At 72.9% G+C, this 22906-nt stretch carries 19 protein-coding genes and 1 riboswitch; of the genes, 10 read left to right on the top strand and 9 right to left on the bottom strand.

Annotation, left to right across the window (positions count from 1 at the left end; translation table 11 throughout):
- Positions 1–30: 30 nt before the first annotated feature.
- Positions 31–1284, top strand: a complete 1254-nt coding sequence (locus ACZ7H1_RS02795) for a hypothetical protein (protein ID WP_470783109.1) — start codon at positions 31–33, stop codon at positions 1282–1284.
- Here ACZ7H1_RS02795 and glgX read toward each other — a convergent pair whose 3' ends face one another.
- Complete coding sequence (glgX, locus tag ACZ7H1_RS02790) at positions 1285–3582, bottom strand: glycogen debranching protein GlgX (RefSeq protein WP_470783108.1); 2298 nt, start codon at positions 3580–3582, stop codon at positions 1285–1287.
- Between the two features lie 152 nt (positions 3583–3734).
- Here glgX and ACZ7H1_RS02785 point away from each other — a divergent pair, with 152 nt between their 5' ends.
- The 8 genes from ACZ7H1_RS02785 to ACZ7H1_RS02750 all read left to right on the top strand — a co-directional run bounded on the left by ACZ7H1_RS02785 (position 3735) and on the right by ACZ7H1_RS02750 (position 13833).
- Entirely contained in the window at positions 3735–4955 is a 1221-nt protein-coding gene (locus ACZ7H1_RS02785; protein ID WP_470783107.1) for a L,D-transpeptidase, read from the top strand.
- 107 nt (positions 4956–5062) lie between these two features.
- Positions 5063–7603 carry a SpaA isopeptide-forming pilin-related protein gene (locus ACZ7H1_RS02780; protein WP_470783105.1) on the top strand — a complete coding sequence of 847 codons (2541 nt, stop codon included), beginning with the start codon at positions 5063–5065 and terminating at the stop codon, positions 7601–7603.
- Between the two features lie 211 nt (positions 7604–7814).
- Entirely contained in the window at positions 7815–8453 is a 639-nt protein-coding gene (locus ACZ7H1_RS02775) for a L,D-transpeptidase family protein (protein ID WP_470783104.1), read from the top strand.
- 162 nt (positions 8454–8615) lie between these two features.
- On the top strand, positions 8616–9863 hold the full coding sequence (locus tag ACZ7H1_RS02770; RefSeq protein WP_470783102.1) for a L,D-transpeptidase: 1248 nt from the start codon (positions 8616–8618) through the stop codon (positions 9861–9863).
- Between the two features lie 108 nt (positions 9864–9971).
- Positions 9972–10739, top strand: coding sequence for an enoyl-CoA hydratase/isomerase family protein (locus ACZ7H1_RS02765; protein WP_470783101.1), 768 nt, complete (start codon positions 9972–9974; stop codon positions 10737–10739).
- A gap of 241 nt (positions 10740–10980) precedes the next feature.
- Positions 10981–11487, top strand: coding sequence for an ATP-binding protein (locus ACZ7H1_RS02760; protein WP_470783099.1), 507 nt, complete (start codon positions 10981–10983; stop codon positions 11485–11487).
- Positions 11488–11872: 385 nt separating this feature from the next.
- On the top strand, positions 11873–12649 hold the full coding sequence (locus tag ACZ7H1_RS02755) for a polysaccharide deacetylase family protein (protein ID WP_470783097.1): 777 nt from the start codon (positions 11873–11875) through the stop codon (positions 12647–12649).
- The gene (locus tag ACZ7H1_RS02750) at positions 12646–13833 is read left to right on the top strand and encodes a YncE family protein (protein WP_470783095.1); all 1188 of its coding nucleotides are present in this window, start codon (positions 12646–12648) and stop codon (positions 13831–13833) included. The genes ACZ7H1_RS02755 and ACZ7H1_RS02750 overlap by 4 nt, the downstream gene beginning before the upstream one ends.
- An 83-nt stretch (positions 13834–13916) precedes the next feature.
- On the opposite strand, the gene ACZ7H1_RS02745 is transcribed toward ACZ7H1_RS02750, so the two are convergent.
- Together ACZ7H1_RS02745 and ACZ7H1_RS02740 are read right to left on the bottom strand one after the other, a co-directional pair.
- The gene (locus ACZ7H1_RS02745; RefSeq protein ID WP_470783093.1) at positions 13917–15149 is read right to left on the bottom strand and encodes a cytochrome P450; all 1233 of its coding nucleotides are present in this window, start codon (positions 15147–15149) and stop codon (positions 13917–13919) included.
- Positions 15130–15879, bottom strand: a complete 750-nt coding sequence (locus ACZ7H1_RS02740; protein ID WP_470783091.1) for a tRNA-dependent cyclodipeptide synthase — start codon at positions 15877–15879, stop codon at positions 15130–15132. The genes ACZ7H1_RS02745 and ACZ7H1_RS02740 overlap by 20 nt, the downstream gene beginning before the upstream one ends.
- Positions 15880–16135: 256 nt before the next feature.
- Between ACZ7H1_RS02740 and ACZ7H1_RS02735 the strand changes: the two genes are divergently transcribed.
- Positions 16136–16348, top strand: coding sequence for an EF-hand domain-containing protein (locus ACZ7H1_RS02735; RefSeq protein ID WP_470783089.1), 213 nt, complete (start codon positions 16136–16138; stop codon positions 16346–16348).
- A gap of 55 nt (positions 16349–16403) precedes the next feature.
- Here the strand turns inward: ACZ7H1_RS02735 and ACZ7H1_RS02730 are convergent, their stop codons facing one another.
- The 6 genes from ACZ7H1_RS02730 to ACZ7H1_RS02705 all read right to left on the bottom strand — a co-directional run bounded on the left by ACZ7H1_RS02730 (position 16404) and on the right by ACZ7H1_RS02705 (position 22903).
- The gene (locus tag ACZ7H1_RS02730) at positions 16404–16955 is read right to left on the bottom strand and encodes a PadR family transcriptional regulator (RefSeq protein ID WP_470783087.1); all 552 of its coding nucleotides are present in this window, start codon (positions 16953–16955) and stop codon (positions 16404–16406) included.
- Positions 16956–16980: 25 nt separating this feature from the next.
- Positions 16981–17841 carry an energy-coupling factor ABC transporter ATP-binding protein gene (locus ACZ7H1_RS02725; RefSeq protein ID WP_470783180.1) on the bottom strand — a complete coding sequence of 287 codons (861 nt, stop codon included), beginning with the start codon at positions 17839–17841 and terminating at the stop codon, positions 16981–16983.
- Positions 17832–18581, bottom strand: a complete 750-nt coding sequence (gene cbiQ / locus ACZ7H1_RS02720; RefSeq protein ID WP_470783085.1) for a cobalt ECF transporter T component CbiQ — start codon at positions 18579–18581, stop codon at positions 17832–17834. The genes ACZ7H1_RS02725 and cbiQ overlap by 10 nt, the downstream gene beginning before the upstream one ends.
- A 3-nt stretch (positions 18582–18584) precedes the next feature.
- On the bottom strand, positions 18585–18914 hold the full coding sequence (locus ACZ7H1_RS02715; RefSeq protein WP_470783083.1) for an energy-coupling factor ABC transporter substrate-binding protein: 330 nt from the start codon (positions 18912–18914) through the stop codon (positions 18585–18587).
- Positions 18914–19618: an energy-coupling factor ABC transporter permease gene (locus ACZ7H1_RS02710; RefSeq protein WP_470783081.1), complete on the bottom strand. Its 705-nt coding sequence runs from the start codon at positions 19616–19618 to the stop codon at positions 18914–18916. The genes ACZ7H1_RS02715 and ACZ7H1_RS02710 overlap by 1 nt, the downstream gene beginning before the upstream one ends.
- A gap of 29 nt (positions 19619–19647) precedes the next feature.
- Positions 19648–19841, bottom strand: a riboswitch (cobalamin riboswitch).
- 17 nt (positions 19842–19858) lie between these two features.
- Positions 19859–22903 (bottom strand): AfsR/SARP family transcriptional regulator, encoded by a 3045-nt coding sequence (locus ACZ7H1_RS02705; RefSeq protein WP_470783079.1) that lies wholly within the window; start codon positions 22901–22903, stop codon positions 19859–19861.
- Between the last annotated feature and the right edge of the window lie 3 nt (positions 22904–22906).

Below are 22906 nucleotides of genomic sequence, written 5' to 3'. Positions count from 1 at the left end.
GCGAATATCAGAGGGACATCCGGGGGGATCATGTTCTGGCTTCGGCGTACCGTGCCCGCAGTCGTGCTGGCGGTGGTGGCGGGGCCCGCCCTGGCGGGGTGCTGGGGCGGCGAGGACGGCGACCAGGGTGCCGCGGTCTACGGCAAGCCCCTCGCGCAGCAGCTCAAGGCCGCCGTCGCACAGACCCGCGCGGCCGGCGCCGTCCGCTTCACCGAGGCCGTCGAGTTCACCGCGGGCACCGGCACCGCCCGCCATGCCACCACCGGCGCCGTCGACTTCGCCGCGGGCACCGGCCGGGCCGAGCTCACCCGCGAGATCCCGGCCGACTTCCCCGTCGAGGCCGCCCAGGTCCTGGGCGACGGGAAGCACGCCTATCCGCAGACCTACGCCGTCTCCGGCGCCGACGTGTTCGCCCGCACCGACGACGGCGGCTGGCTGCGCTGGTCCCCGGCGGCCCGCTCCGCGCTCGACCCCAAGGGCGAGTCCCCGGCCACCGCGCACGCGCCGGGCCGGGTCCTGCCGTACGGCGGCACCCTCGCCGAGTTCCTCGCCACCGCCGTCCCCGCCCAGGAGCCGATCCGCCGCGAGGACGGCGGCCGGGAGTACGCCGTCACCGTGCCGGTCGGACGCGCCCAGAAGCTGCTTCCGCGGCACCTGGCGCCGTCGTCCCCGGCCAAGGCCTCCATGAAGGAGCCGGTGCCGATGACCGTCGTCCTCGACTCCCGCGGCCGCCTCGCCTCCGCCGACGTCGACCTCGGCCTGGTCCTCGACCGGCTCACCGGGCCGACCGGCAGCCGGTCCCTGCGCGGGGTCACCGCGCTCCACGCGAAGTTCCACACCTCCGACTACGGCTCCGCCGCCGACGACGACGGGGAGACCGGCGGCCCCGCCCCGGCCGCCGCCTCGGCCGTGGACGCCGGCCGCGCCGTCGTCCCCCTCTTCCGGCAGAAGAAGGGCACCTGCGCCCAGCCCGCCGCCGGGCTCGGCGACGCCACCCGCGTGCACGTCGTCGACTGCACCCGCAAGCACACCATGCGGCTCTTCGCCGCCGCCCGCAGCGCGGACATCGGCACGCAGTCCGTGGGCCAGTACGTGGAGAAGACCTGCGCGGAACCGCACCGGCGGCTCCCGGCCTCCTGGCGCCGGGGCACGAAGCCGCAGTACGACCACATCACGTCCGTCCGCATGGGCACCTTCAAGGTGAAGTTCGACTCCGCCGGGAACTTCTCCGGGAACGACCCCAAGCTCGGTGCCGACGTCGCCTGCCTCCTGATCACCTCCTGATCACGTCCTGACCTTCAGCAGCAGCACCGACCGGGCCGGCACCGTCACCGTGGTGCCGGCCCGCAGCACCTCCTCCGGCGCGTCCGCCTGCTCCTCCCGCGAGGTGTCCACCACCAGCTCGTACTCCTGCGCCCACGGCGGACCGGGCAGCACCCACGGCACCGGCCGGTCCCCGGCGTGCAGCAGTGCCAGGAAGCTGTCGTCCGTCACCTTCTCGCCGCGCGCGTCGCGGCCCGGGATGTCCCGCCCCGACAGGTACAGGCCCAGCGCGGCCGCGGGCGCGTACCAGTCCTGCTCGGTCATCTCCCCGCCCGCCGGGGTGAACCACGCCAGGTCCCGCAGCCCGTCCGCGCCCTGCGCGCGCCCCGAGAAGAACGCCCGCCGGCGCAGCACCGGATGCGCGTGCCGCAGCGCGATGAGCCGGCGGGTCAGGTCCAGCAGCGGGCTCCACTGCGGGTCCGAGGCCAGCGACCAGTCCACCCAGCCGGTTTCGTTGTCCTGGCAGTAGGCGTTGTTGTTGCCGCCCTGCGTCCGGCCCAGCTCGTCGCCGGCCACCAGCATCGGCACGCCCGTCGACAGCAGCAGGGTCGTCAGGAGGTTCCGCAGCTGACGGCGGCGCAGGGCCAGGATCCGCGGGTCCGTGCCCTCGGGGGGCTCGCCCTCCACGCCGCAGTTCCACGAGCGGTTGTCGTTGGTGCCGTCCTGGTTGGCCTCGCCGTTGGCCTCGTTGTGCTTGCGCTCGTAGCTCACCAGGTCCCGCAGGGTGAAGCCGTCGTGCGCCGTGACGAAGTTGACCGAGGCGTACGGCCGCCGCCCGCCCCACGCGTAAAGGTCGCTGGACCCGGACAGGCGGTAGCCGAGGTCCCGTACGTCCGGCAGCGCGCCCCGCCAGAAGTCCCGCACCGCATCGCGGTACCGGTCGTTCCACTCGGTCCACAGCGGCGGGAAGGCCCCGACCTGGTAGCCGCCCGACCCCACGTCCCACGGCTCGGCGATCAGCTTCACCCGCCGCAGGACGGGGTCCTGCGCGATGACCGCCAGGAACGGCGAGAGCATGTCCACGTCGTGCATCGAGCGGGCCAGCGCCGCCGCCAGGTCGAAGCGGAAGCCGTCGACCCCCATCTCGGTCACCCAGTACCGCAGCGAGTCCGTGATCAGCCGCAGCACGTGCGGGCGCCCGGCGTGCAGGGTGTTGCCGCAGCCCGTGTAGTCGGCGTACCGGCGCTGGTCGGACTGGAGCCGGTAGTAGCCCCTGTTGTCGACGCCGCGCAGCGACAGCGTCGGGCCGAGCTCGCCCGCCTCCGCCGTGTGGTTGTAGACCACGTCGAGGATGACCTCGATGCCGGCCGCGTGCAGCGCCCGCACCATCCGCTTGAACTCGCCCACCTGCTGTCCGGCCGTCCCCGAGGCCGAGTAGCCCGCGTGCGGCGCGAAGTAGCCGATGGAGTTGTAGCCCCAGTAGTTGCGCAGCCCCCTGCGCAGCAGGTGGTCCTCGTGCGCGAACTGGTGTACCGGCAGCAGTTCCACCGCCGTCACCCCGAGCCCCGTCAGGTGCGCGATGGCCGCCGGGTGCGCCAGGCCGGCGTACGTGCCGCGCAGCTCCGGCGGGATGTCCGGGTGGCGCCGGGTGAAGCCGCGCACGTGGAGTTCGTAGATGACCGAGTCCGCCCACGGGGTCTTGGGCCGCACGTCGTCGGACCAGTCGTCGTCGTCGTGGACCACCACCCCCTTGGGCACGTGCGGGGCCGAGTCACGGTCGTCGCGCACGGTGTCCGCGATGTACTGCTGCGGCCAGTCACGGACGTGCCCGTACACCTCCGGCGGCAGGGAGAAGTCCCCGTCGACGGCACGGGCGTACGGGTCCAGGAGCAGTTTCGCCGGATTGAACCGGGCCCCCGTCCACGGGTCCCAGCGCCCGTGGACCCGGAAGCCGTACCGCTGACCGGGCCGCACGCCGGGCACGAAGCCGTGCCAGATCTCGTGCGTGAGCTCCGGCAGCGCACACCGCGTCTCCGTGACGACACCCGTACCGGAGCCCTGCTCGTCGAAGAGGCACAGCTCCACGCGCTCCGCGCCGCCCCCCGCCCACAGCGCGAAGTTCGTGCCCGCCACCCCGTCCGGGCCCGCCCGGTACCGGGCGCCCAGCGGATGCGGGGCCCCCGGCCACACCGGCGGCCCCGGCACCGGGGGCGCCGCGCGCCGCACCTCGCCGTTCGCCCGCGGGGCGGTCGCGGTCCCGGGCGCGGCCCGTCCGCCCCGTACCGCACCCACCGCCTGCTGCTCTGCTGCGCTCGACACTCTCCGGCCTCCCGCGGCTCTCGGTACCGGCGGGGTGCGCGGGCCGCGGCGTCCCGGTCGCGGCCCACCCCCGTCTGGTCCTTCCCCCTGTTCTGCCCGCAACCGGGCCCGCACTCACGTTTCCCCCGGAGGGGCGCAGTCGTTGCAGGTGCGTGAGCTACGTGAAGAGGCGGCTGCTGGCCGCCACGGTGGTGTGGGCGGGGCTGATCGCCGGGCTGGCGGGGTGCACCGGATCAGGCGTCCCCGGCATCGATGTGGACCTGCCGGGCAAACCGAGGGCGCCGCACGAGGCCATCCGGATCACCCCCGCGGACGGCGCCAAGGCGGTCCCGGCCGAGGGCCCGCTGACGGTCTCCGTCCCGGAGGGCCGCCTGGAGCGGGTCGTCGTCACCAAGGTCGAGGACGCCCAGGAGGAGCAGGTCCCCGGCAGCATCGCCGCCGACGGGCTGAGCTGGAGCCCCGACCCGGCCGCCGGAAAGCTCGCGCTGGCGGCCAAGTACACCGTCGACGCCGTCGCCCTCGACGGCCACGACCGCCGCCAGGCCCGGCACACCAGCTTCACGACCTTCGTGCCCGAGGAGCGCTTCATCGGCTACTTCAAGCCGGAGAACCGCTCCACCGTCGGCACCGGGATGATCGTCTCCTTCCGCTTCAACCGGGCCATCGAGAACCGCGCCGAGGTAGAGCGGGCCATCACCGTCACCGCCGAACCGGACGTCGAGGTCGTCGGCCACTGGTTCGGCGACGAGCGCCTGGACTTCCGGCCCCGCTCGTACTGGGAGCCCGGCACCCGCGTCACCGTCGCCATGAAGCTCCGCGACGTCGAGGGCGCCCCCGGCTCGTACGGCATCCAGAGCAAGACCGTCCGCTTCACCGTGGGCCGCCACCAGATCTCCAGGGTGGACGCCGCCGCGCACACCATGGAGGTCCGCCGCGACGGCAAGCTGCTCTCCACCGTCCCCATCAGCGCCGGAGCGCCCAAGACCACGACGTACAACGGCAAGATGGTGGTGACGGAGCTCTTCGACGTGACCCGGATGAACGGCCAGACCGTCGGCTTCGGCGGCGAGTACGACATCCCCGACGTCCCGCACGCGATGCGGCTCACCACCTCCGGGACCTTCCTCCACGGCAACTACTGGGCCTCGCCCGACACCTTCGGCAGCCTCAACACCAGCCACGGCTGCATCGGCCTGCGCGACGACAAGGGCGGCGGCTCCGACACCCCGGCCGGATGGTTCTTCGACCGCACCCTCGTCGGCGACGTCATCGAGGTCGTCAACTCCAAGGACAAGACGGTCGCACCGGACAACGGCCTGGGCGGCTGGAACCTCAGCTGGGCCGACTGGACGGCAGGCTCCTCGCTCACCTAGGTGATTGTGTGATCGGAATGCCGTAGCGGGCGAGTGTCGCCCCGCCCTCCTCCAGAGCCCCCGTCCAGCCTGTCAGGTGCACAGCACCAGGCAACGGACGGAGTGTCATGACAGCAAGGAAGGGCAGGGCGGCCGCGGTACGCCGGCCCCTCGGCCTCGTGATCGCGGCAGTGATCGCGGCGACGGCCCCCGGCTTCCCGGCGAGCGCAGGCGAACAGCCGCCCGCCGGGCGGGCCGCGGCAGCCGCCCGCGCCCCGCTGCCCGGCGGCCTCGGGCCGTGCGTGCCGGGCGACTGCCCGCGGTTCTACCCGGAACCCAACAGCCTCCCCTTCACCGGCCGCGACGACGCGGTGAACATCTTCGTCGGCGGGGACTTCCGGGTGCGCCAGTCGGCCGCGGAGGCCGAGGGCCGGGTCGTCGTCCTGGGCAGTTTCGACCAGGAGAAGGCCACCGGCGTCAGCTCCGTCTACAACGTCGGGATCGTGGGGGCGGGCTCGCGCGTCCCGCCGTCCGACGGCGCGGACTTCCTCACCACCGGCGCCAACATCAGGGTCGCCCCCGGACAGGGGCTCCTCGCCGACGGCGGAAGGGTCCGCTTCGCGGGCACCCTCACGGGCCGGGTCACCGGCCTCCAGACGCCCGACCCCGCCGCCGTCGTCCCGTACGCCGGACTGCGGGAGCAGCTGACGGACGCGAGCAAGTGCTACGCCCGGGTCGACGGACGCCCCCGCACGGCGACCGGTTCCGTCACCAACCTCGGCTACGAAAGCCGGTTCAGAGGCGACGGCTCCGCTGCCCTCCAGGTCTTCAACGTCACCGGCAACATCGCCTCGGCGGCCCTCGCCGCCCAGAGCGTCGTCTTCGAGAACGTCCCGCCGAACGCCACGGTCCTGGTGAACGTGTTCGGTACGGACCCGCTGGTCAGCATCAACAGCGGCGTGCTCAGCGTGCCCCGCGAGCGCCTGCTGTGGAACTTCCCCGACGCGAACACCGTCCGGCTGCACGGCAGCGGTCAGTTCCAGGGCTCCACGCTGATCGCCGAGCCGGGCTCCGAGGCCTCGGTCCAGCTGCCCGGCATGAACGGCCGCTTCTTCACCGCCGGCAGCGTCACCCACACCAGCTCTCCGCTGGGCGGGGGCGGGCAGGAGTTCCACGCCTACCCGTTCACCGGCGACCTCCCGGACTGCAACGGCACCGTCCCGCCGCCCACCGGCATCGTCTCCGTCCTGAAGACCGATGCCGCGACCGGGGACGCGCTGCCCGGCGCCGCGTTCGAGCTGTGGCGCGAGACCAACGGCACCGCCGGCCTCCAGACCGACGCCCAGGGCGGGGACACCCGCGTGCCGGGCGGCCGCTGCACCACCGGCGCCTCGGGCCTGTGCACGTTCACCGTGCCGGCCGGCACGTACTACTGGCGGGAGACGGACGCACCGGACGGGTACGAGCTGCCCGCCGACCCGGTGGCCGGACCGCTGCTCATCGACCCGGAGAACGGCCGCGACGTGGCGAGGGTGACGGCGCGCAACGAGCGCACCGTCCTGCCCACCGGAGACGTCGGCGTCGTCAAGACCGACTCCGTGACCGGGGCCCCGCTGGCCGGGGCCGTCTTCGAGCTGTGGCGCGAGACCAACCGCACCGCCGGCCTGCAGACCGCCGGACGCGGCGCCGACGAGCGCGTCGTCCCCCGCTGCGTGACCGGCACGACGGGCGAATGCACCTCGACGGTCCCGCTGGGCACGTACTACTGGCGGGAGACGGACGCACCGGACGGTTACGACCTGCCCGCGAACCCGGTTGCCGGACCCCTGGTGCTGACCGAGGAGAACGCCTCCGCCGGCGTGTCGGCCGGGCTGGACAACACCCCCGCCCGGCCCGTGGTCTCCGGCGTCGTCTCCGTCCGCAAGACCGACTCGGGCACGGGCGCCCCGCTGGCCGGCGCCACCTTCAGCCTGTGGCGCGAGACCAACGGCCGGCCGGGCCTGCAGACCACCGGCGGCGCGGACACCCAGGTGAGCGCCGGATGCGTCACCAAGGCCCGCGGGGAGTGCGGGGCGAACGTCCCCCTGGGCACGTACTACTGGCAGGAGACCGCGCCGCCGACCGGCTACGACCGGCCCGCGAACCCGGTCTCCGGGCCGCTGGTCCTGACCCCGCAGAACGCCTCGGCGGGCGTCGTCGTGACGGCCGTGAACCGCAAGACGACCGAGCCGCCGTACACCGGTGACATCAAGGTCCACAAGAAGGACGCGAAGACGGGCCGGGCGCTGCGCGGAGCGGTGTTCGAGCTGTGGCAGGAGACCAACGACACCCGCGGCCTCCAGACCCGCGGCATCAACGCCGACCGGCGCATCGGCTACGGCTGCGCCACCGACCGCCAGGGCCTGTGCACGTTCGAGGGCCTGCCGGAGGGTTACTACTACCTCCTCGAGACGGACGTCCCGGAGGGCTACGTCCTCCCGGACAACCCGGTCACCGGGCCGCTGCACCTGTCCGCGCAGAACACGAAGGGCCACCTGAGCGTCGACGTGAAGAACAAGCGCGGCGAGGGCGACCAGGACGGCTCGGGCAAGGGCGGCGGCAGGGACGAGGGCAAGGACGAGGGTGAGGACGGAGGCAAGGACGAGGGCAAGGACGGCGGCCGCCCCTGACGGCCCTGCCCTTGCGCCGGGGGAGTGGCGGTGTCACCGCATCGGCGCAGGCGGGCGCGCCGTCCCGCGCCCGCCTCTGTTAGCTGGCCGCAAGGAGGCCAGCATGGAGACACCCCCGATCCCCCTTACACCCCCGATATCCGCGCAGTCCCCGGCGCCCCGGACACACAGGGCGTCGGGACGGGCGGCGAGGCTCGCGGCGGCCGGGGCGATGGCCCTGGCCGCCTTCGCCCCGGCCCCGGCCGCCGCCGCGGAGGAGCCGTGCACCGCGAACACCGGCCCCTACCAGCGCGAGCTGGAGGAGTACCTCGGACGGCCCGTGGACGGACGGCAGTCACCGGCCGACTGCACCGCCATCCGCGCCTTCCAGCAGCGCCACGCCGTCACTCCCGCCGACGGCTACCCCGACCTGCTGACGTACCGCACGACGGTCGCCCTCGCCGCCCGGGCCGACCCCAACGCCGCCAAGCGGTGCCCCGTCCGCCCCCACCGCGTGACCTGCGTGGACCTGGACCGGCAGCTGCTCTGGGTCCAGCGCGACGCCCGCGTCGTCTACGCCCCCGTAGCCATCCGCACCGGACGGGACGAGCTGGAGACCCGCCTCGGCTGGCAGGAGATCTACTGGCGCAACCGCGACCACGTCTCCACCCTCTTCGACACCCCCATGCCCTTCGCCCAGTTCTTCAACGACGGGCAGGCCCTGCACGGCCGGTACGGCGACCTCTACGACAGCGGCGGCTCGGCCGGCTGCGTCAACCTCACGGTGCCCGACGCGGAACGCCTGTGGAACCTGCTGACCGAGGGCGACGCCCTCTACATCTGGGGCACCAAGCCCGGCACGGAGGACTGAAGGGGCATCACGAACCGGCCACTCTCACGCCCGGCCCTTCTCCTCTCCCCAGTTGGGACTGAACGGTGACAACTCCGTTGCACGCCGTGATCTGCCCATGTGGTTTCCTTTCGCCATGCGCGCGACTGCCCGCGCGCGGGGGACATGGGGAGAAGAAACAACGTGAACGTGCAGCCGATACCGGCCGCGCCGCGCGCGCGGCGCGGCCGTGCCCGTACCGGGGCGGCCGCCCTCCTGCTGAGCGCGGCTCTGCTGCTCACCTCCGCCTGCAGCGGCGGAACGGGCGGCACCGGGGGCGACGATGCCAAGGGCGGCAACAAGAACGCCGCCCAGGGCGGCACCGAGGCCTCGCAGGCCGTCGTGACCATCGCGCCCAAGGACGGCGCGAAGGAAGTCGCCACGAGCGGCGTCCTCAAGATCACCGCAGCCAACGGCAAGCTGGCCACCGTCACGGTGGTGGACACCAAGGGCAACGCCGTCGAGGGCAAGGTCGCCGCCGACGGCCGGAGTTGGGAGCCCGTACGGCACCTGGGCGCGGCCACCGAGTACAAAGTGCACGCCGTCGCCAAGGACGCGGCCGGCCGGGAGTCCGCCAAGGACATCACGTTCACCACGCTCACCCCGAAGAACACCTTCATCGGCCACTACACCCCCGAGAACGGCGCGACCGTCGGCGTGGGCATGCCGGTGTCCATCAACTTCACCCGGGGCATCACCGCCCCCGAGGCCGTCGAGAAGGCCATCACGGTCACCGCCGTGCCGTCGGTCCCGATCGAGGGCCACTGGTTCGGCAACGACCGCCTCGACTTCCGGCCCGAGAAGTACTGGGCCCCGGGCACCAAGGTCACCGTCAAGCTCAACCTCGACGGAGTCGAGGGCCGCCCCGGCGTCTACGGGCAGCAGACCCGCACGGTGAACTTCACCATCGGCCGCTCCCAGGTCTCCACGGTGGACGCGAGCAGCAAGCGGATGCAGGTCGTCCGCGACGGCAAGGTCCTCAAGAACATCCCGATCACCGCGGGCGCCCCGACCACCACCACGTACAACGGCCAGATGGTCATCAGCGAGAAGTACAAGGTGACCCGGATGAACGGCGCCACCGTCGGCTTCGGCGGCGAGTACGACATCAAGGACGTCCCGCACGCGATGCGGCTGTCGAACTCCGGCACCTTCGTGCACGGCAACTACTGGGCGAACGCGGGCACCTTCGGCACGGAGAACGTCAGCCACGGCTGCGTCGGCCTGCGCGACGTGCGCGGCGCCTGGGACGAGGAGGCCCCGGCGGCCTGGTTCTTCAACAACTCGCTCATCGGTGACGTGGTCGTCGTGAAGAACTCGAAGGACAAGCAGATCGCCCCGGAGAACGGCCTCAACGGCTGGAACATGCCGTGGTCGGAGTGGACCGCGTAACACCCGCGGCATTGGGGCCCGGAGCTGTGACCGACAGCACCGGGCCCTTCGCCGTGCCGTGCTTTCCCGGGGGAGACCCCCGGACCCCCTGGTACTAACCTTCCGGGCATGACCCTCTCTCTCGAAGTCTCCGAAGGCGTCGGCACCATCCGCCTGGACCGGCCGCCCATGAACGCCCTGGACATCGCCACCCAGGACCGGCTGCGCGAGCTGGCGGTGGAGGCGACGGAGCGCGCCGACGTGCGCGCCGTGATCCTGTACGGCGGCGAGAAGGTGTTCGCGGCGGGCGCGGACATCAAGGAGATGCAGGTGATGGACCACGCGGCGATGATCGCCCGGTCCCGTGCCCTGCAGGATTCCTTCACCGCGGTCGCCCGGATCCCCAAGCCGGTGGTGGCGGCGATCACCGGGTACGCCCTGGGCGGCGGCTGCGAGCTGGCCCTCTGCGCGGACTACCGGATCGCCGCCGACAACGCCAAGCTCGGTCAGCCCGAGATCCTGCTCGGCCTGATCCCGGGTGCCGGCGGCACCCAGCGGCTGTCGCGCCTGATCGGCCCGTCCCGGGCCAAGGACCTCATCTTCACCGGCCGGATGGTGAAGGCGGACGAGGCGCTCACCCTCGGCCTGGTGGACCGGGTCGTGCCGGCGGCCGAGGTGTACGAGCAGGCCCACGCCTGGGCCGCGAAGCTCGCCCAGGGTCCGGCGATCGCGCTGCGCGCGGCGAAGGAGTGCGTGGACGCGGGGCTCGAGGCGGACATCGACACCGGCCTGACCATCGAACGCAACTGGTTCGCCGGGCTGTTCGCGACCGAGGACCGCGAGCGCGGGATGCGCAGCTTCGTCGAGGAGGGTCCGGGCAAGGCGAAGTTCGTCTGAGTCACGCCGGGGTCCCCCCTGTGGGTGGCTTAGGGGCGACTTAAAGGAACCTTAAGAATCCATGGAGATCCACTCTGGGTGATGATCTCTCAACACAGTGTCACCGCAGGTCAGATTCGGTTTTTTCCTGTGAAGATTGCCGACTGCATATGACAAAGCGCCCCCTCGGAGCCGGTGGTTCCGGGGGGCGTTTTCGCGCGGAACGGCCCGGAGGAGCGCCCTCGCCGTCCATGATGGGTGCATGGCGGGCCTGGAGGGTGTGGAGCAACCGCGGCAGCGCAGCAGCGCTTCCGCCGTACGGCCGGCGGCGGCCGTTGAGGACGAACAGGGCCTGAAAGCACTGGAGTTGCACGGGAATCCTGCCGAGGCGGAAGTGACGTTCCCGTCCCGTCCCGAATCGGCGGGCGTCGCCCGCAGGCTCACCCAGTGCGTGGTGGTCCGCCAGTGGGGACTGTCCGCGACGGTCGCCGAGCACGCGGTGCTGCTGGTCTCCGAGCTCGTCGGCAATGCGGTCCGGCACACCGGGGCCCGCTCCTTCGGCCTGCGGATGCTCCGGCGCCGGGGCTGGATCCGGGTCGAGGTGCGCGACCCCTCGCGCGGGCTCCCCTGTCTGCTGCCGGTCCACGAGCTCGACGTCAGCGGCCGCGGACTCTTCCTCGTGGACAAGCTCTCCGACCGGTGGGGCGCGGACCTGCTGCCGCGCGGCAAGATCACCTGGTTCGAGATGCGCGTGGCGGACCGCCACTGACCTCCCCGGATACGCAGAAACCCCCTGTCGCCGGTGGTGGGGCGCTGCGGGGGTTTCATGAGTGCGCCGAGGACCGGAAGGGGTGTGGTCCTCGGCGGCTGGCGACCTCGCTCGGGTCAACGGGAAGTCGTGGTTCCGACTATGGCAGAAGAGCGCCATGACTCCAAAAGTCCCTACTCGGACATAAGTGTGCAAATAGTAAGACTTTCTAGCTAAAACCTAGGTGAGATGGACCACTGGCCTCTCAATCCATGAATACATATGGGGTCTGCCGGTTGAATCGTTGATCACATGGTGGACAGGCTGTCGTCCGGGTGACTTCGGGTGAACCTCCCTAATTGGGTCAATCATTATCTTTCACCCCATCCAGCCCTTAAATGGGCCCGTGCTCTCTTACCCGGACCGCCGGGCCGCCCTGCGCGCCGGTGCGGCGGTCGCCGCCGGGGCCCTCACCGCCGCCTGCGGTACGGGCCGCCCCGCCACCCCGCCCACCGCGCCGCCCGGACCCGCGGCCCCCCGCGCCCCGGCGGTCGCGCCCGCTCCCCGGACGTTCCCCGGGCAGCCCGCCCAGATCGCCCACGGCCCCCGCACCCGCCCCCGCGTCGCCCTCACCTTCCACGGCAACGGCGACCCCGCCACGGCCCGCTCGGTGCTCGCCGAAGCCGAACGGGCCGGCGCCCGGCTCACCGTGCTGGCCGTCGGCGACTGGCTCGACGCCCACCCCGCGCTCGCCCGCCGGATCCTCGACGGCGGCCACGAACTCGGCAACCACACCCAGCGCCACCTCGACGTCTGCGCCATGCCGGAGGCGCAGGCACGGGCCGAGATCACCGAATGCGCACGCCGGCTGCGCACCCTCACCGGCTCCATCGGCACCTGGTTCCGGCCCTCCCGGGCCCAGTACGCCACCCCGCTGGTCCAGAAGCTGGCCCAGCGGGCCGGGTACCCCCACGTCCTGTCGTACGACGTGGACTCCCTCGACTTCACCTCGCCCGGTGCCGCGGCCGTCGTCCGCAACGTCACCGGCACGGTCCGCGAAGGATCGGTGGTGAGCCTGCACTTCGGCTACGCGGACACGGTCGACGCCATGCCCTCCCTCCTCGAAGAACTCGCGCGCCGCGGACTGCGCGCGGTGACCACCACGGAGCTGCTGACCCCATGACCACCACCCGTCTTCCCCGGAAGACCACCGTGCTGCTGGCCGGACTGGTCCTCGCCGCCCTCGCCGGCTGCGGATCCGCCGACAAGGGAAAGCCCGAGGCCCTCGGCACCGGCGGCGCGGCCCGCCCCGTGCGCGCCGTGCCCGTCGCACCCCCCGGCCTGCCCGGCATGCCCCCCGTGCTCGACCCCGAGGACGTCTACGCGGCGGACCGTCCGAACAAACTCTCCCCGGTGGTCAAGGACTTCCCGTCCCGGGTCTACGTGCCCAACACCAGCTCCAACACCGTGTCGGTCATCGACCCGGCGACGTACAAGGTCATCGACACGATCCCCGTCGGAATCCAGCCACAGCACGTCGTGCCGTCCTGGGACATGAAGACCCTGTGGGTCAACAACAACCGCGGCCACACGCTCACGCCCATCGACCCGGCCACCGGCAAGGCGGGCAAGCCGGTCGAGGTGCACGACCCGTACAACCTGTACTTCACGCCCAACGGCAAGTACGCCGTCGTCATGGCCTCGATGGACAGGGAACTGGTCTTCCGCGACCCGCACACCATGGACCGCGTGAAGACCGTGCCCGTCTCCTGCTACGGGGTCAACCACGCGGATTTCTCGGCGGACGGCCGGTACTTCATCGTCTCCTGCGAGTTCTCCGGAGAGCTGCTCAAGGTCGACACGGAGAGGATGGAGGTCATCGGCCAGCAGAAGATCCCCTTCGAGGGTGCGATGCCGCAGGACGTGAAGATCTCGCCGGACGGAAAGACCTTCTACATCGCGGACATGATGGCCCACGGCATGTGGGTGCTGGACGGTGCGAAGTTCACCACGCCCAAGCTGCTGCCCACCGGAAAGGGCTGCCACGGCCTGTACGTGAGCCGCGACTCCAAGGAGATGTACATCTCCAACCGGGGTGAGGGGACCGTCTCCGTCTTCAACTTCCCGGAGAACCGCCTCACGAAGAAGTGGGAACTGCCCGACGGCGGAAGCCCCGACATGGGCGGCGTCTCGGCCGACGGCAAGGTCCTGTGGCTGTCGGGCCGCTACGACGGCGAGGTGTACGCGATCGACACCACCACCGGCAAGCAGCTGGCCCGGGTCCCGGTGGGCGGCGGCCCGCACGGCCTGGCCGTGTACCCGCAGCCCGGCCGCTACTCCCTCGGCCACACGGGCATCTTCCGGTAGCCGGGCCGGTCCGCACACGTCCGCACGGCTCCGCACACGGCGGTGCCCCGGGGGTCCACACCACCCCCGGGGCACCGCGTCGTTCACCAGGCGACCGGAAGCCGTTCCGGCAGTCGCTTGATGAAGCCCGTACGCCACACCAGATTCTCGGCCGGGACGGCGAGGCGCAGGCCGGGAAGGCGTTCGACCAGCACCTCCAGCGCGATCTCCGCGTGCGTACGCCCCAGCGCGGAAGCCGGGCAGAAGTGCCGGCCCGCGCCGAAGGACAGGTGCGGGTTGTCGGCCCGCTCCAGGTCGAGGAGGTCGGGATCGCCGAACACCTCGGGGTCGAAGTTGGCCCCTTCGACCAGGACGAGCACCAGCTCGCCCTTCTTCACGAGGACGTCACCGACCTGGACGTCCTCCAGGGCCAGCCGCGGAAGCCCGTCGCCGATGGACAGGTTCCAGCGCAGCAGCTCGTCCACCGCCGGGCCCATCCGCTCGGGATGGGCCCGCAGCCAGCCGACGAGCTCCGGCCGCTGCAGCAGCGCGAGCACCGCGAGGACGAGGAAGGAGGAGGTCGAGACCGCCCCCGCGCCGAACAGCGACACGGCGACGGTGGCGAACATGTCGTCCGTCAGGTGCGCCGACTCCGGGTCCGCCTCCTTCAGCCCGGCGAACTTGCCGAGCAGCCCGGTGCGCTCCTCGGCCGGCAGGCCGAGCTGCGCGTTCAGCCGGTCGACGAAGTAGCCGACGTCCTTGTACCAGTTGAGCGCGGAGTCCGCGAACGGTTCGGCCGCCGTCATGAAGGCCACGTCCAGGCCGGACATCAGTCGCCGCCAGTCCTCGAACGGCGCGCCCAGCACCTCGCAGTGCAGGGCCGCGGAGAACGGGTCCGCGAAGCCCGCCCGCAGGTCCGCCGGCCCGCCCTCGGCCTCGATCGCGTCGATCAGCCCGTGCGCCGTGGCCCGCAGGAAGTCCTGGAGCCCGGCCTGGCGCGGGTTGAGCGACTTCATCACGGCGTTGCGCAGCCCGGCGCTGTTGATGTTGCCCATGTTGTTGACGACCTCGGGCGGGATCGTCAGCGCGTACTGCCGGGGCACGCCGGCGTTGGCGGTGTCCTTGAGGCTGAAGCGCTCGTCCTCCAGTACCTGCTTGGCGAGCGCGTAGCTGCTCACCAGCCAGGCGGGGTCGCCGGTGAGGGTGCGCACCCGGGCGACCGGTGCCTTCTCGCGCAGCCAGGTGCACTCCTCGGGGAGCACGTCGCCGCGCCGGGAGAGCGGGAAGTCGATGAGTGCCCCGCCGTCCGCGGTGGGTTCAAGCTGCTCGACGCTCATCGGCGTTCCTTTCGGCCGTTCCCGACGGTGCTTCCGGACGCACGACGGCGTAGGCCTGGTTGCGGGTGGCGCGCAGGCCGCCGCCCCGGGCGTAGAGCACCTCGGTCAACGGCATGTTGACGTGGTAGGCGGAGACGGAGGAGGGCACGTCCAGAATGCTGGGAGTGTCCAGGAAGAAAGGGAGCTCCGCGGCGATGTAGTCGAAACACACCTGGAGCTGGTCGTCGGTGATGGGCTCCCCTTCGGGGAGTTTCGAGCCGACGAAATGAAGGGCCATTCGCTCGCAGCCCTTGCGAAAGACGTCATCCGTCTCCAGGAAATGCAGCACACGTCGGTGCAGCAATTGGTACACGCTGTTGTCCTGGAATTCCGAGAGTGCCCTCACCCGGATCTCCGTGTGGGGTGTACGGGATTCCTCGACCCCCTTGAGTATCCTGCGCCGCACTGCCTTGATCTCCTTGGAGGCACGCTTCTCGGCGTGCTCCCTGGTGTAGCCGAACGCGGCGAACATCCGGTCCACATGGAGGTCTGCGTAGACGAAGTCGACCTGTGCGAAACGCTCGGTCGCCCACTGGGCCAGCCCGGCTATTCGCTCGGCGCTGAAGTAGCTGTTCCCAGGACTCACGCCGATGAGGACATGGTCTCCGTCTTCCCAGATGTGGTGGCAAGTGCGGGTGAAGGGCAGGACCTCGAACGATGCGTCAAATGATGCGTCAGTAGTGATCGTCACCTGTGTGATCGCCCTTGTTGCCGCTTGTCCCTGGGAGCCCTGCGCTCCTGGTGTGGCGGCAATGTCGCTAAGTTATCCCGTATAGCCGGAGCGTGACAAGTGCACACCTGATTTGTTGGCTGGAATTATCGCTTCCGTATTACGGAAGGGTAATTGAATATCTGTCGGATGCTCGGTCCGGACCCCCGGGCCCCGTCCGGGCCGCGCCGCCGCTACCCTGAGCCGGTCAACAAGCACCAAGAAGGGGTGGATCCCAGTGGCGGACATCGAGAGCGCACGCGAGACCTTCGGCCGGTTCGACGTGAACGGCGACGGCTTCGTGACGGCCGACGAGTTCAAGCAGGCCATGGCTCAGATGGGCGACCCGTTCGTCACCGGCCCCGTCGCCGAGGCGGTCATCGCGGCCAAGGACAGCAACCACGACGGTCTGCTGAGCTTCGACGAGTTCTGGGCCGCCCTGAACAAGTAGGCCTCCCGCGGGGGCCCGGGGCTGCCCTGGGCCCCGTCAGCGTTCGCCGGTCCCGTCAGCGTTCGTCGGGGGTCTCCATGCCGGAGACCTCGCGGACGGCCTCCTCGAGCCAGCGCAGCCAGAAGGTCTCCAGGCCGGTGCCGCCGTGCAGCACGACCCGGCGCAGCCGGTCCTGCTCGCTGTTCCGCTCCGGCGGGAAGTCCCGCTCCTCGATGGCCTCGTACATCTCCAGCTGCCGCCGGTGCAGCTCCGCATGGCGCCGCAGCTCCTCGGCGAGCCCCTGCGGCCCCACCACGCCCGCCGCCCGCAGCCGCAGCAGCAGCGGGTCCCGGATCGGCTTGGGGTCCTGGCGCTCGCCCACCCACCGCGTCAGCTCCGCCCGCCCGGCCGGCAGTACCTCGAACTCCTTCTTCTGCCCGCGCGTCGGCTGCGCACTGGGCAGCGCCCGGATCAGCCCGGCCTCCTCCAGCTTCCCCAGCTCGCGGTAGATCTGCTGGTGCGTGGCGGACCAGAAGAACCCGATCGACTTGTCGAACCGCCGGGTCAGCTCCAGTCCCGACGAGGGCTTCTCGAGCAGGGCGGTGAGGATGGCGTGCGGGAGCGACATGCCGCCATCGTAGATCCGCCCCTTCTCAGCCGTCCGCCGGCCGTACGTCCGCGTCCGCCCAGGCGGACAGCGACTCCGGGGTGCGCGGCCCCGGGGCGTCCGGGGCCAGCAGGCCCCGCCCGCGCAGGAACGACGCCACCGCCGGCGCCCAGGCGGGCCGCAGCCGGGCGGAGACCAGCAGCCCGGCGTCCGCGAGCAGGTCGGCGGCCGGCCCCACCCGGACTCCGTCCCCGGTCAGCACGGCCGCGTCGTCCGCCCAGCGCACCGCCAGCTCCACGTCGTGCGTGGACATCACCACCGTCGTGCCGAGCTCCCGCAGCCCCGCGAGCGTGTCCAGGAGCCGTTCCTGGCCGTCCGGGTCCAGCCCGGCCGTCGGCTCGTCCAGGATCAGCACCCGCGGCCGCATCGCGACCGCCCCCGCGATCGCCGCCCGCTTGCGCTGGCCGTACGAGAGCAGGTGCGTGGGCCGGTCCCGCAGGGCCTCGATGTCGAGCGCGGACAGGGCGGAGTCCACCCGCGCCCGCACCTCGTCCTCCGCGAGCCCGAGGTTCAGCGGCCCGAACGACACGTCCTGCTCCACGGAGGCCGCGAACAGCTGGTCGTCCGGGTCCTGCACCACCAGCTGCACCGCCGACCGCAGCCGGGTCAGCCCCGCCCGGTCGTAGCGCACCGGCTCGCCCTCCAGGCGCAGTTCCCCCGCCCCCTTGGGCAGCCGCAGCCCGCCGGTCAGCAGCCGCAGCAGCGTCGTCTTGCCGCTGCCGTTGCGCCCGAGCAGGGCCAGCGCCCGGCCCGCGGGGATGGCGAAGCCGATCCCGTCGAGCACCGGCGGCCCGTCCTCGTACGCGTAGCGCGCGTCGACCAGTTCCACCAACGGCTTCACAGCCAGAGCCCCTTCGATACGAGAGTGACGGCGACGACCGTGCCCAGCAGCGCGGCCGTCGCGGCCAGGAAGCGCCAGGACAGTGCCGCCTGCGGCACGAGCACCCGCAGCGTGCCGTCGTACCCGCGCCCGGCCAGGCCCGACTGGAGCCGTCCCGCGCGGTCGAAGGCCCGTACGAACGCCGTGGCGCCCAGCCCGGCGAGCGAGCGCCAGGCCGCGGCCCGGGACGCGTGCCCCAGCCGGGCCGCCTGCGCCTGCCGGACCTGCGCCAGCGAGTCCAGCAGCAGGAAGCCGATCCGGTACATCACCAGCGCCACGTCCACGACCGGCGCCGGCACCCCGGCCCGCACCAGCCGCGGCAACACGTCCGACACCGGCGTGGTGAAGGCGAACAGCAGCACCCCGAGCGAGGCGGCCGACGTCCGGAGCAGGAGGTCGGCGGCATTCCGCGGACCGTCCGGCGCAGCCGACACCCAGCCCGCCGGGCCGCCCACCGCGAACAGCAGCGGCACGGCACCGGTGAAGCAGAAGCCGAGCGGGATCCTGAAGGCACGCCACAGCTGCCGCGCCGGAACCCCGGCCGGCCCCAGCAGCACCGCCAGGGTCACGGCCGCCACCAGCGGCCCGCCGGGCCACGGCGGCAGACAGACCGCGCACAGCGTCAGGCCCAGACCGAGCAGCGCCTTCTCCAGCGGATGGCGGCGGCGCCAGCGGCTGCCGTGCGCCGCCGCGTCGATCGGCAGCACGGGCTACGCGTCCGCGGACGTGCCGGCCTCTGCGCGGGCCTCACCTTGCCGGCGGCCGCGGCGCAGCCCGAAATAGTACGCGAGCACGCCCGCGCCGATCGCCGCCTGGAGGGCGAACAGCGCCGACTCGATCTCGCCCGACGGGGGTTCGTACAGCGGCGAGAACCACGGCTCGTAGTCGGGCTTCAGCTCGGTGATCGCCGCCTCCGCCTGCGCGTCGGCGCCCACGAACGGCTCCTCCTTGCCGTCGCCGAGACCCAGCGCGAGCGGCAGCACGGCCAGCGCGGCGACGAGGAGCAGCAGCAGTGTGTTGATCTTCGCGTTACGGCTCATCAGACCGTCGCCTCCTGGGTCTTGCCGGCGTCCTTGGTGCCCTTGCCGCCGAGCACTCCGAGCCGGATCAGGTCGGACTTGCTCGACTGCGTCAGCAGCCGCACCACCAGTACGGTCAGCAGGCCCTCGCTCACCGCGAGCGGGATCTGCGTCACCGCGAAGATGCCGCCGAACTTCGCGAGCGCGCCCGCGAAGCCGGTACCCGGGTCCGGGAAGGCCATCGCCAGCTGCACGCTGGTGACGCAGTACGTGACCAGGTCGGCGAAGAAGGCGCCGAAGAACACCGACACCATCAGCGGCGAGCCCGACCTGCGCAGCAGCCGGTACACGCCGTAGCCCGCCCACGGCCCGGCGATCGCCATCGAGAAGACGTTCGCGCCGAGCGTGGTCAGCCCGCCGTGCGCCAGCAGCAGCGCCTGGAAGAGCAGGGTGATCGTGCCGAGGACGGCCATGATCGGGGGCCGGAAGAGGATCGCGCCCAGACCGGTGCCCGTCGGGTGCGAGCAACTGCCCGTCACCGAGGGGATCTTCAGGGCGGACAGGACGAACGTGAACGCTCCGGACGCGCCCAGCAGCAGCGTGCTGTCGGGGTTGGCCTTGACCTCGCGGGTCAGGGCCCGGACCCCGTGGACGACGAAGGGAGCGGATGCGGCGCCCCAGGCGGCCGCGTGCAAAGGGGGCAGAAACCCCTCGGCTATATGCATGGGTAGGGAGACCTCTCCAGCACCTCGTGGATGGACAACGCGCCCCGGCCGGTCTCCTGGCTCACGGGTGCTGATGCCCTGGCTCCGCCTTCCCGGGCCGCGCGGTCGCCCGCAACAGCCCAGTGGCTTCCCGCAGGAGTGGAGCCGGACTTCCCGATCACAGTGGCGAGGGCCGCACCGGTTTCCCACCGGTTTCCCGAACACCAAGGCCCGCTGACCCTAGTCGTCCTCACGCTCCCCTCACAACCCGCCCCCGGTGCCGTCTTCACCACTGTGACCTGCCGGTACGGATTCCAGCGCGGCCAGCAACTGTTCCGTCAGGGGCCGGGCGTTCATCCGGCGGCACGTCGTCAGCGCTTCCTCGATCAGCCTCCGCGCGGTGTCCGCCTCGCCCTCCGCCACCAGCGCCTGGGCCAGCGGTGGAACCGCGAGCACGTGCACCAGCGTCTGCCCCGACCGGCGGCCCAGCTCGTCGGCCGCCCGCAGCTGCGCGAGCGCCTCACCGGTCCGGGAGCGGGCCAGCGCGATCCGGCCCAGCCCGATGAGGGCCGCGCACTGTCCCGCCAGATCGCCCGACGCGCGCGTGTGCGCGAGGATCTGCCCGAACCCGTCCTGCGCCTCGTCGAGCCGGCCCAGGATCCGCTGCGCGTCGGCGACCCAGCGCAGCATGCACATCCGTGGCCAGGCCGCGCCGTCCAGCTCCGCCACGGCCAGCGCCTCGCGGAGCACCGCGAGCGCCTCCTCCGGCTGCCCCTCCGACAGCAGGACCTGGCCGATGCCGCGCAGCGAGTGCGCCTGCCCGTACCGGTCCCCGGCCGCCGCGAAGACCGGGGCGTTGCGGCGGCACCGCTCCAGCGCCTGGGCCCGGCGGCCCTGCAGCCGGTCCAGGTACGACAGCACCCAGCCCGCGTACGCCGCCCCGTGCGCGTCCCCGAGCGCGCCGAACGCCCGCTCGGCGGCCTCCAGTGTCGCGCGCGCCGGTCCCCACTCCTCCCGGGTGGCCCGGTGCCGGCCCAGCCCGACCAGCATCAGCGCCTCGCCGTCCCGGTCCCCGGCGGTCCGCGCGGCGGCCAGGCCCAGCTCCTGGGTGGTCTGCCAGCCCGTCAGGTCGCTGCGCAGGTCGAAGAGGTACTCGCCCGCCGCCGCCAGCTCCCAGCAGACCGCCGGCGCGACCGCGGCGGCCTGCCGCACGGTCGCCACCAGCGCCTCCCGCTCGGCCCCGAGCCAGCGGACGGGCTCGGCCCGCGGCAGCTCCAGCACGGCCGGGTCCGGCACGTACGCCGGGGTGCGGCGCGCCAGCCCGGGGCGGTCCAGCCCCTGGTGCGCCCGCCGCGCCTCACGGACGAGGGTCACCCAGCAGCGCAGTACGCGCTCCAGCGCGGCGGTGTCGGAGCGGCTCCCCCCGCCCTCCTCGCCCTCCTCGCGGCCCTCTCCGCGGCTCTGCTCCCGGCCGAAGGCCCGTACGAGGTCGTGCAGCCGGTAGCGGAGCTGCCCGGCCTCGTCACGGCCGGCCACCTCCAGGAGGTGGGCCTCGGCCAGGGTGTCCAGGGTCCGTTCGGCGGCGGTCGGCGGCCGGTCGAGCACGGCGGCCGCGACCCAGCCGGTCACCTCGGGCGCCGCCGTCAGGGCAAGCCCGCGCAGCAGCGCGCGGGCGTCGGCGGGCAGGGCCCGGTAGCTGAGCAGCAGGCCCGGGCGGACGCCCAGTTCGTCGAGCCGGGCCTGCTCGTCGCCGAGCCGGGTGGCGAAGGCCGCGAGGTCCCGGTGGGGGAGGGCGGCGAGCTTGGCGGCGACGATCCGCAGCGCGAGCGGCAGGTTGCCGCACAGCCGGACCAGCTCCCGGGCGGCGCCGCGCTCGGCGGCCACCCGGCCGCCCCCGGCCACCCGGTCCAGGAGGCCGAGCGCGGCCCGCTCGTCGAGCAGCGGGAGCGTCAGGCAGAGCCGGTGGTCGACGCCCGTGAGGCGGTGGCGGCTGGTGACGAGCACGGCGCTGCCCGGTGCGCCGGGCAGCAGCGGGCGCACCTGCGTCTCCGTGGCGGCGTTGTCGAGGACGACGAGCATCCGGCGCCCGGCCAGCAGGCTCCGGTACAGCGCCGCCCGCTCGCCCGGGTCGGCCGGTACGGCCCGCCCGTCCACCCCGAGGGCCCGCAGGAAACCGGCGAGCACCTCCGCGGGGTCGGCGGGCTCCGGGTCCGCGCCCCGCAGGTCGACGAACAGCTGCCCGTCGGGGAACGCCCCCCGGACGGCATGCCCGGCCCGCACGGCCAGAGCGGTCTTCCCGACCCCCGGCTGCCCGGTGACCAGGCAGACCCCCTCCCCGCCCCCGCGCAACGCCCTGCCGAGCGCGTCGGCTTCGCGCTCCCGCCCCACGAACGCCACCGCCCGCGCGGGCAGCTGCGCCGGCCGGGCCCCGGGCCCCGCGAACTCGCCCGCGCTTCCCGGACTGTCCGCCCTGCCCGTCCCGCCGGTGTCCGGCGCCTGCGGGAGCCGGGCCCCGGTCGCGGCGTCCCGGACGCCCGGGGTCGCGGCCCCGGGCGCGGCGGGGAGCGGGTGCCACTGCAGGGCGGGGGAGTCGGCGAGCACGGCCGCGTGGAGGGCCAGCAGCTCCGGGCGGGGATCGAGACCCGAACCGGCGGCCAGCGCGCGGCGCACCCGGTCGAACGCCGCCAGCGCCTCGGGGCGCCGCCCCGACCGGTACAGGGCCAGCACGTGCAGCTCCGCCGGCCGCTCCCGCAGCGGGTGCGCGGCCGCCAGCGCGGCCAGCTCCCCGCACACCTGGGCGTGCCGGCCCAGCGCGAGATCCGCCGCCACCCGGCGCTCCAGGCAGTCGAGGCGCTCCTCCTCCAGCCGGGCCGCCGCCGCCTCGAAGATCCGGCCCCGCAGGCCGCCCAGCGCCGCGCCGCGCCACAACTCCAGCGCCCGGCAGAGCAGTTCCTGCGCCGGTGCCGGGTCCGCCGGACCCGCCTCGGCCCGCAGCTCGGCGAACCGGCGTGCATCCAGGGCGTGTTCGGCCGCGCCCGGGTCCAGTACGAAGCCCGCCGGCACCCGGGCGAGCACCCCGGCCGGCAGCCGCCTGCGCAGCGCCGACACCGCGTTCTGCAGCTGCTCGCGAGCCGTGGCCGGCGGGTCCTCCCAGACCGCCGCGGCCAGCCCGGCCGCCGGGACCACCCGCCCCGCCTCCAGCAGCAGCGCGGCCAGCACCCGCCGCCCGCGCGGCCCGCCCCCCAGCTCCAACGGCACGCCGTCCAGGGTCACTTCGACCGGACCCAGGAGACGGAACTCCAGCATGGG

Source organism: Streptomyces sp. NPDC037401, assembly GCF_055602345.1.
The sequence above is the reverse complement of the archived record's forward strand: the minus strand, read 5'-3'. Positions and strand labels throughout refer to the sequence as shown.

Bases quoted from the DNA above. Each gene is read 5' to 3' on its own strand.
- ACZ7H1_RS02705 (WP_470783079.1), bottom strand. From the start codon at position 22,903: ATGCTGGAGTTCCGTCTCCTGGGTCCGGTCGAAGTGACCCTGGACGGC.
- ACZ7H1_RS02780 (WP_470783105.1), top strand. From the start codon at position 5,063: ATGACAGCAAGGAAGGGCAGGGCGGCCGCGGTACGCCGGCCCCTCGGC.
- ACZ7H1_RS02710 (WP_470783081.1), bottom strand. From the start codon at position 19,618: ATGCATATAGCCGAGGGGTTTCTGCCCCCTTTGCACGCGGCCGCCTGG.
- ACZ7H1_RS02750 (WP_470783095.1), top strand. From the start codon at position 12,646: ATGACCACCACCCGTCTTCCCCGGAAGACCACCGTGCTGCTGGCCGGA.
- ACZ7H1_RS02745 (WP_470783093.1), bottom strand. From the start codon at position 15,149: ATGAGCGTCGAGCAGCTTGAACCCACCGCGGACGGCGGGGCACTCATC.
- ACZ7H1_RS02715 (WP_470783083.1), bottom strand. From the start codon at position 18,914: ATGAGCCGTAACGCGAAGATCAACACACTGCTGCTGCTCCTCGTCGCC.
- ACZ7H1_RS02730 (WP_470783087.1), bottom strand. From the start codon at position 16,955: ATGTCGCTCCCGCACGCCATCCTCACCGCCCTGCTCGAGAAGCCCTCG.
- ACZ7H1_RS02795 (WP_470783109.1), top strand. From the start codon at position 31: ATGTTCTGGCTTCGGCGTACCGTGCCCGCAGTCGTGCTGGCGGTGGTG.
- ACZ7H1_RS02765 (WP_470783101.1), top strand. From the start codon at position 9,972: ATGACCCTCTCTCTCGAAGTCTCCGAAGGCGTCGGCACCATCCGCCTG.
- ACZ7H1_RS02760 (WP_470783099.1), top strand. From the start codon at position 10,981: ATGGCGGGCCTGGAGGGTGTGGAGCAACCGCGGCAGCGCAGCAGCGCT.
- ACZ7H1_RS02775 (WP_470783104.1), top strand. From the start codon at position 7,815: ATGGCCCTGGCCGCCTTCGCCCCGGCCCCGGCCGCCGCCGCGGAGGAG.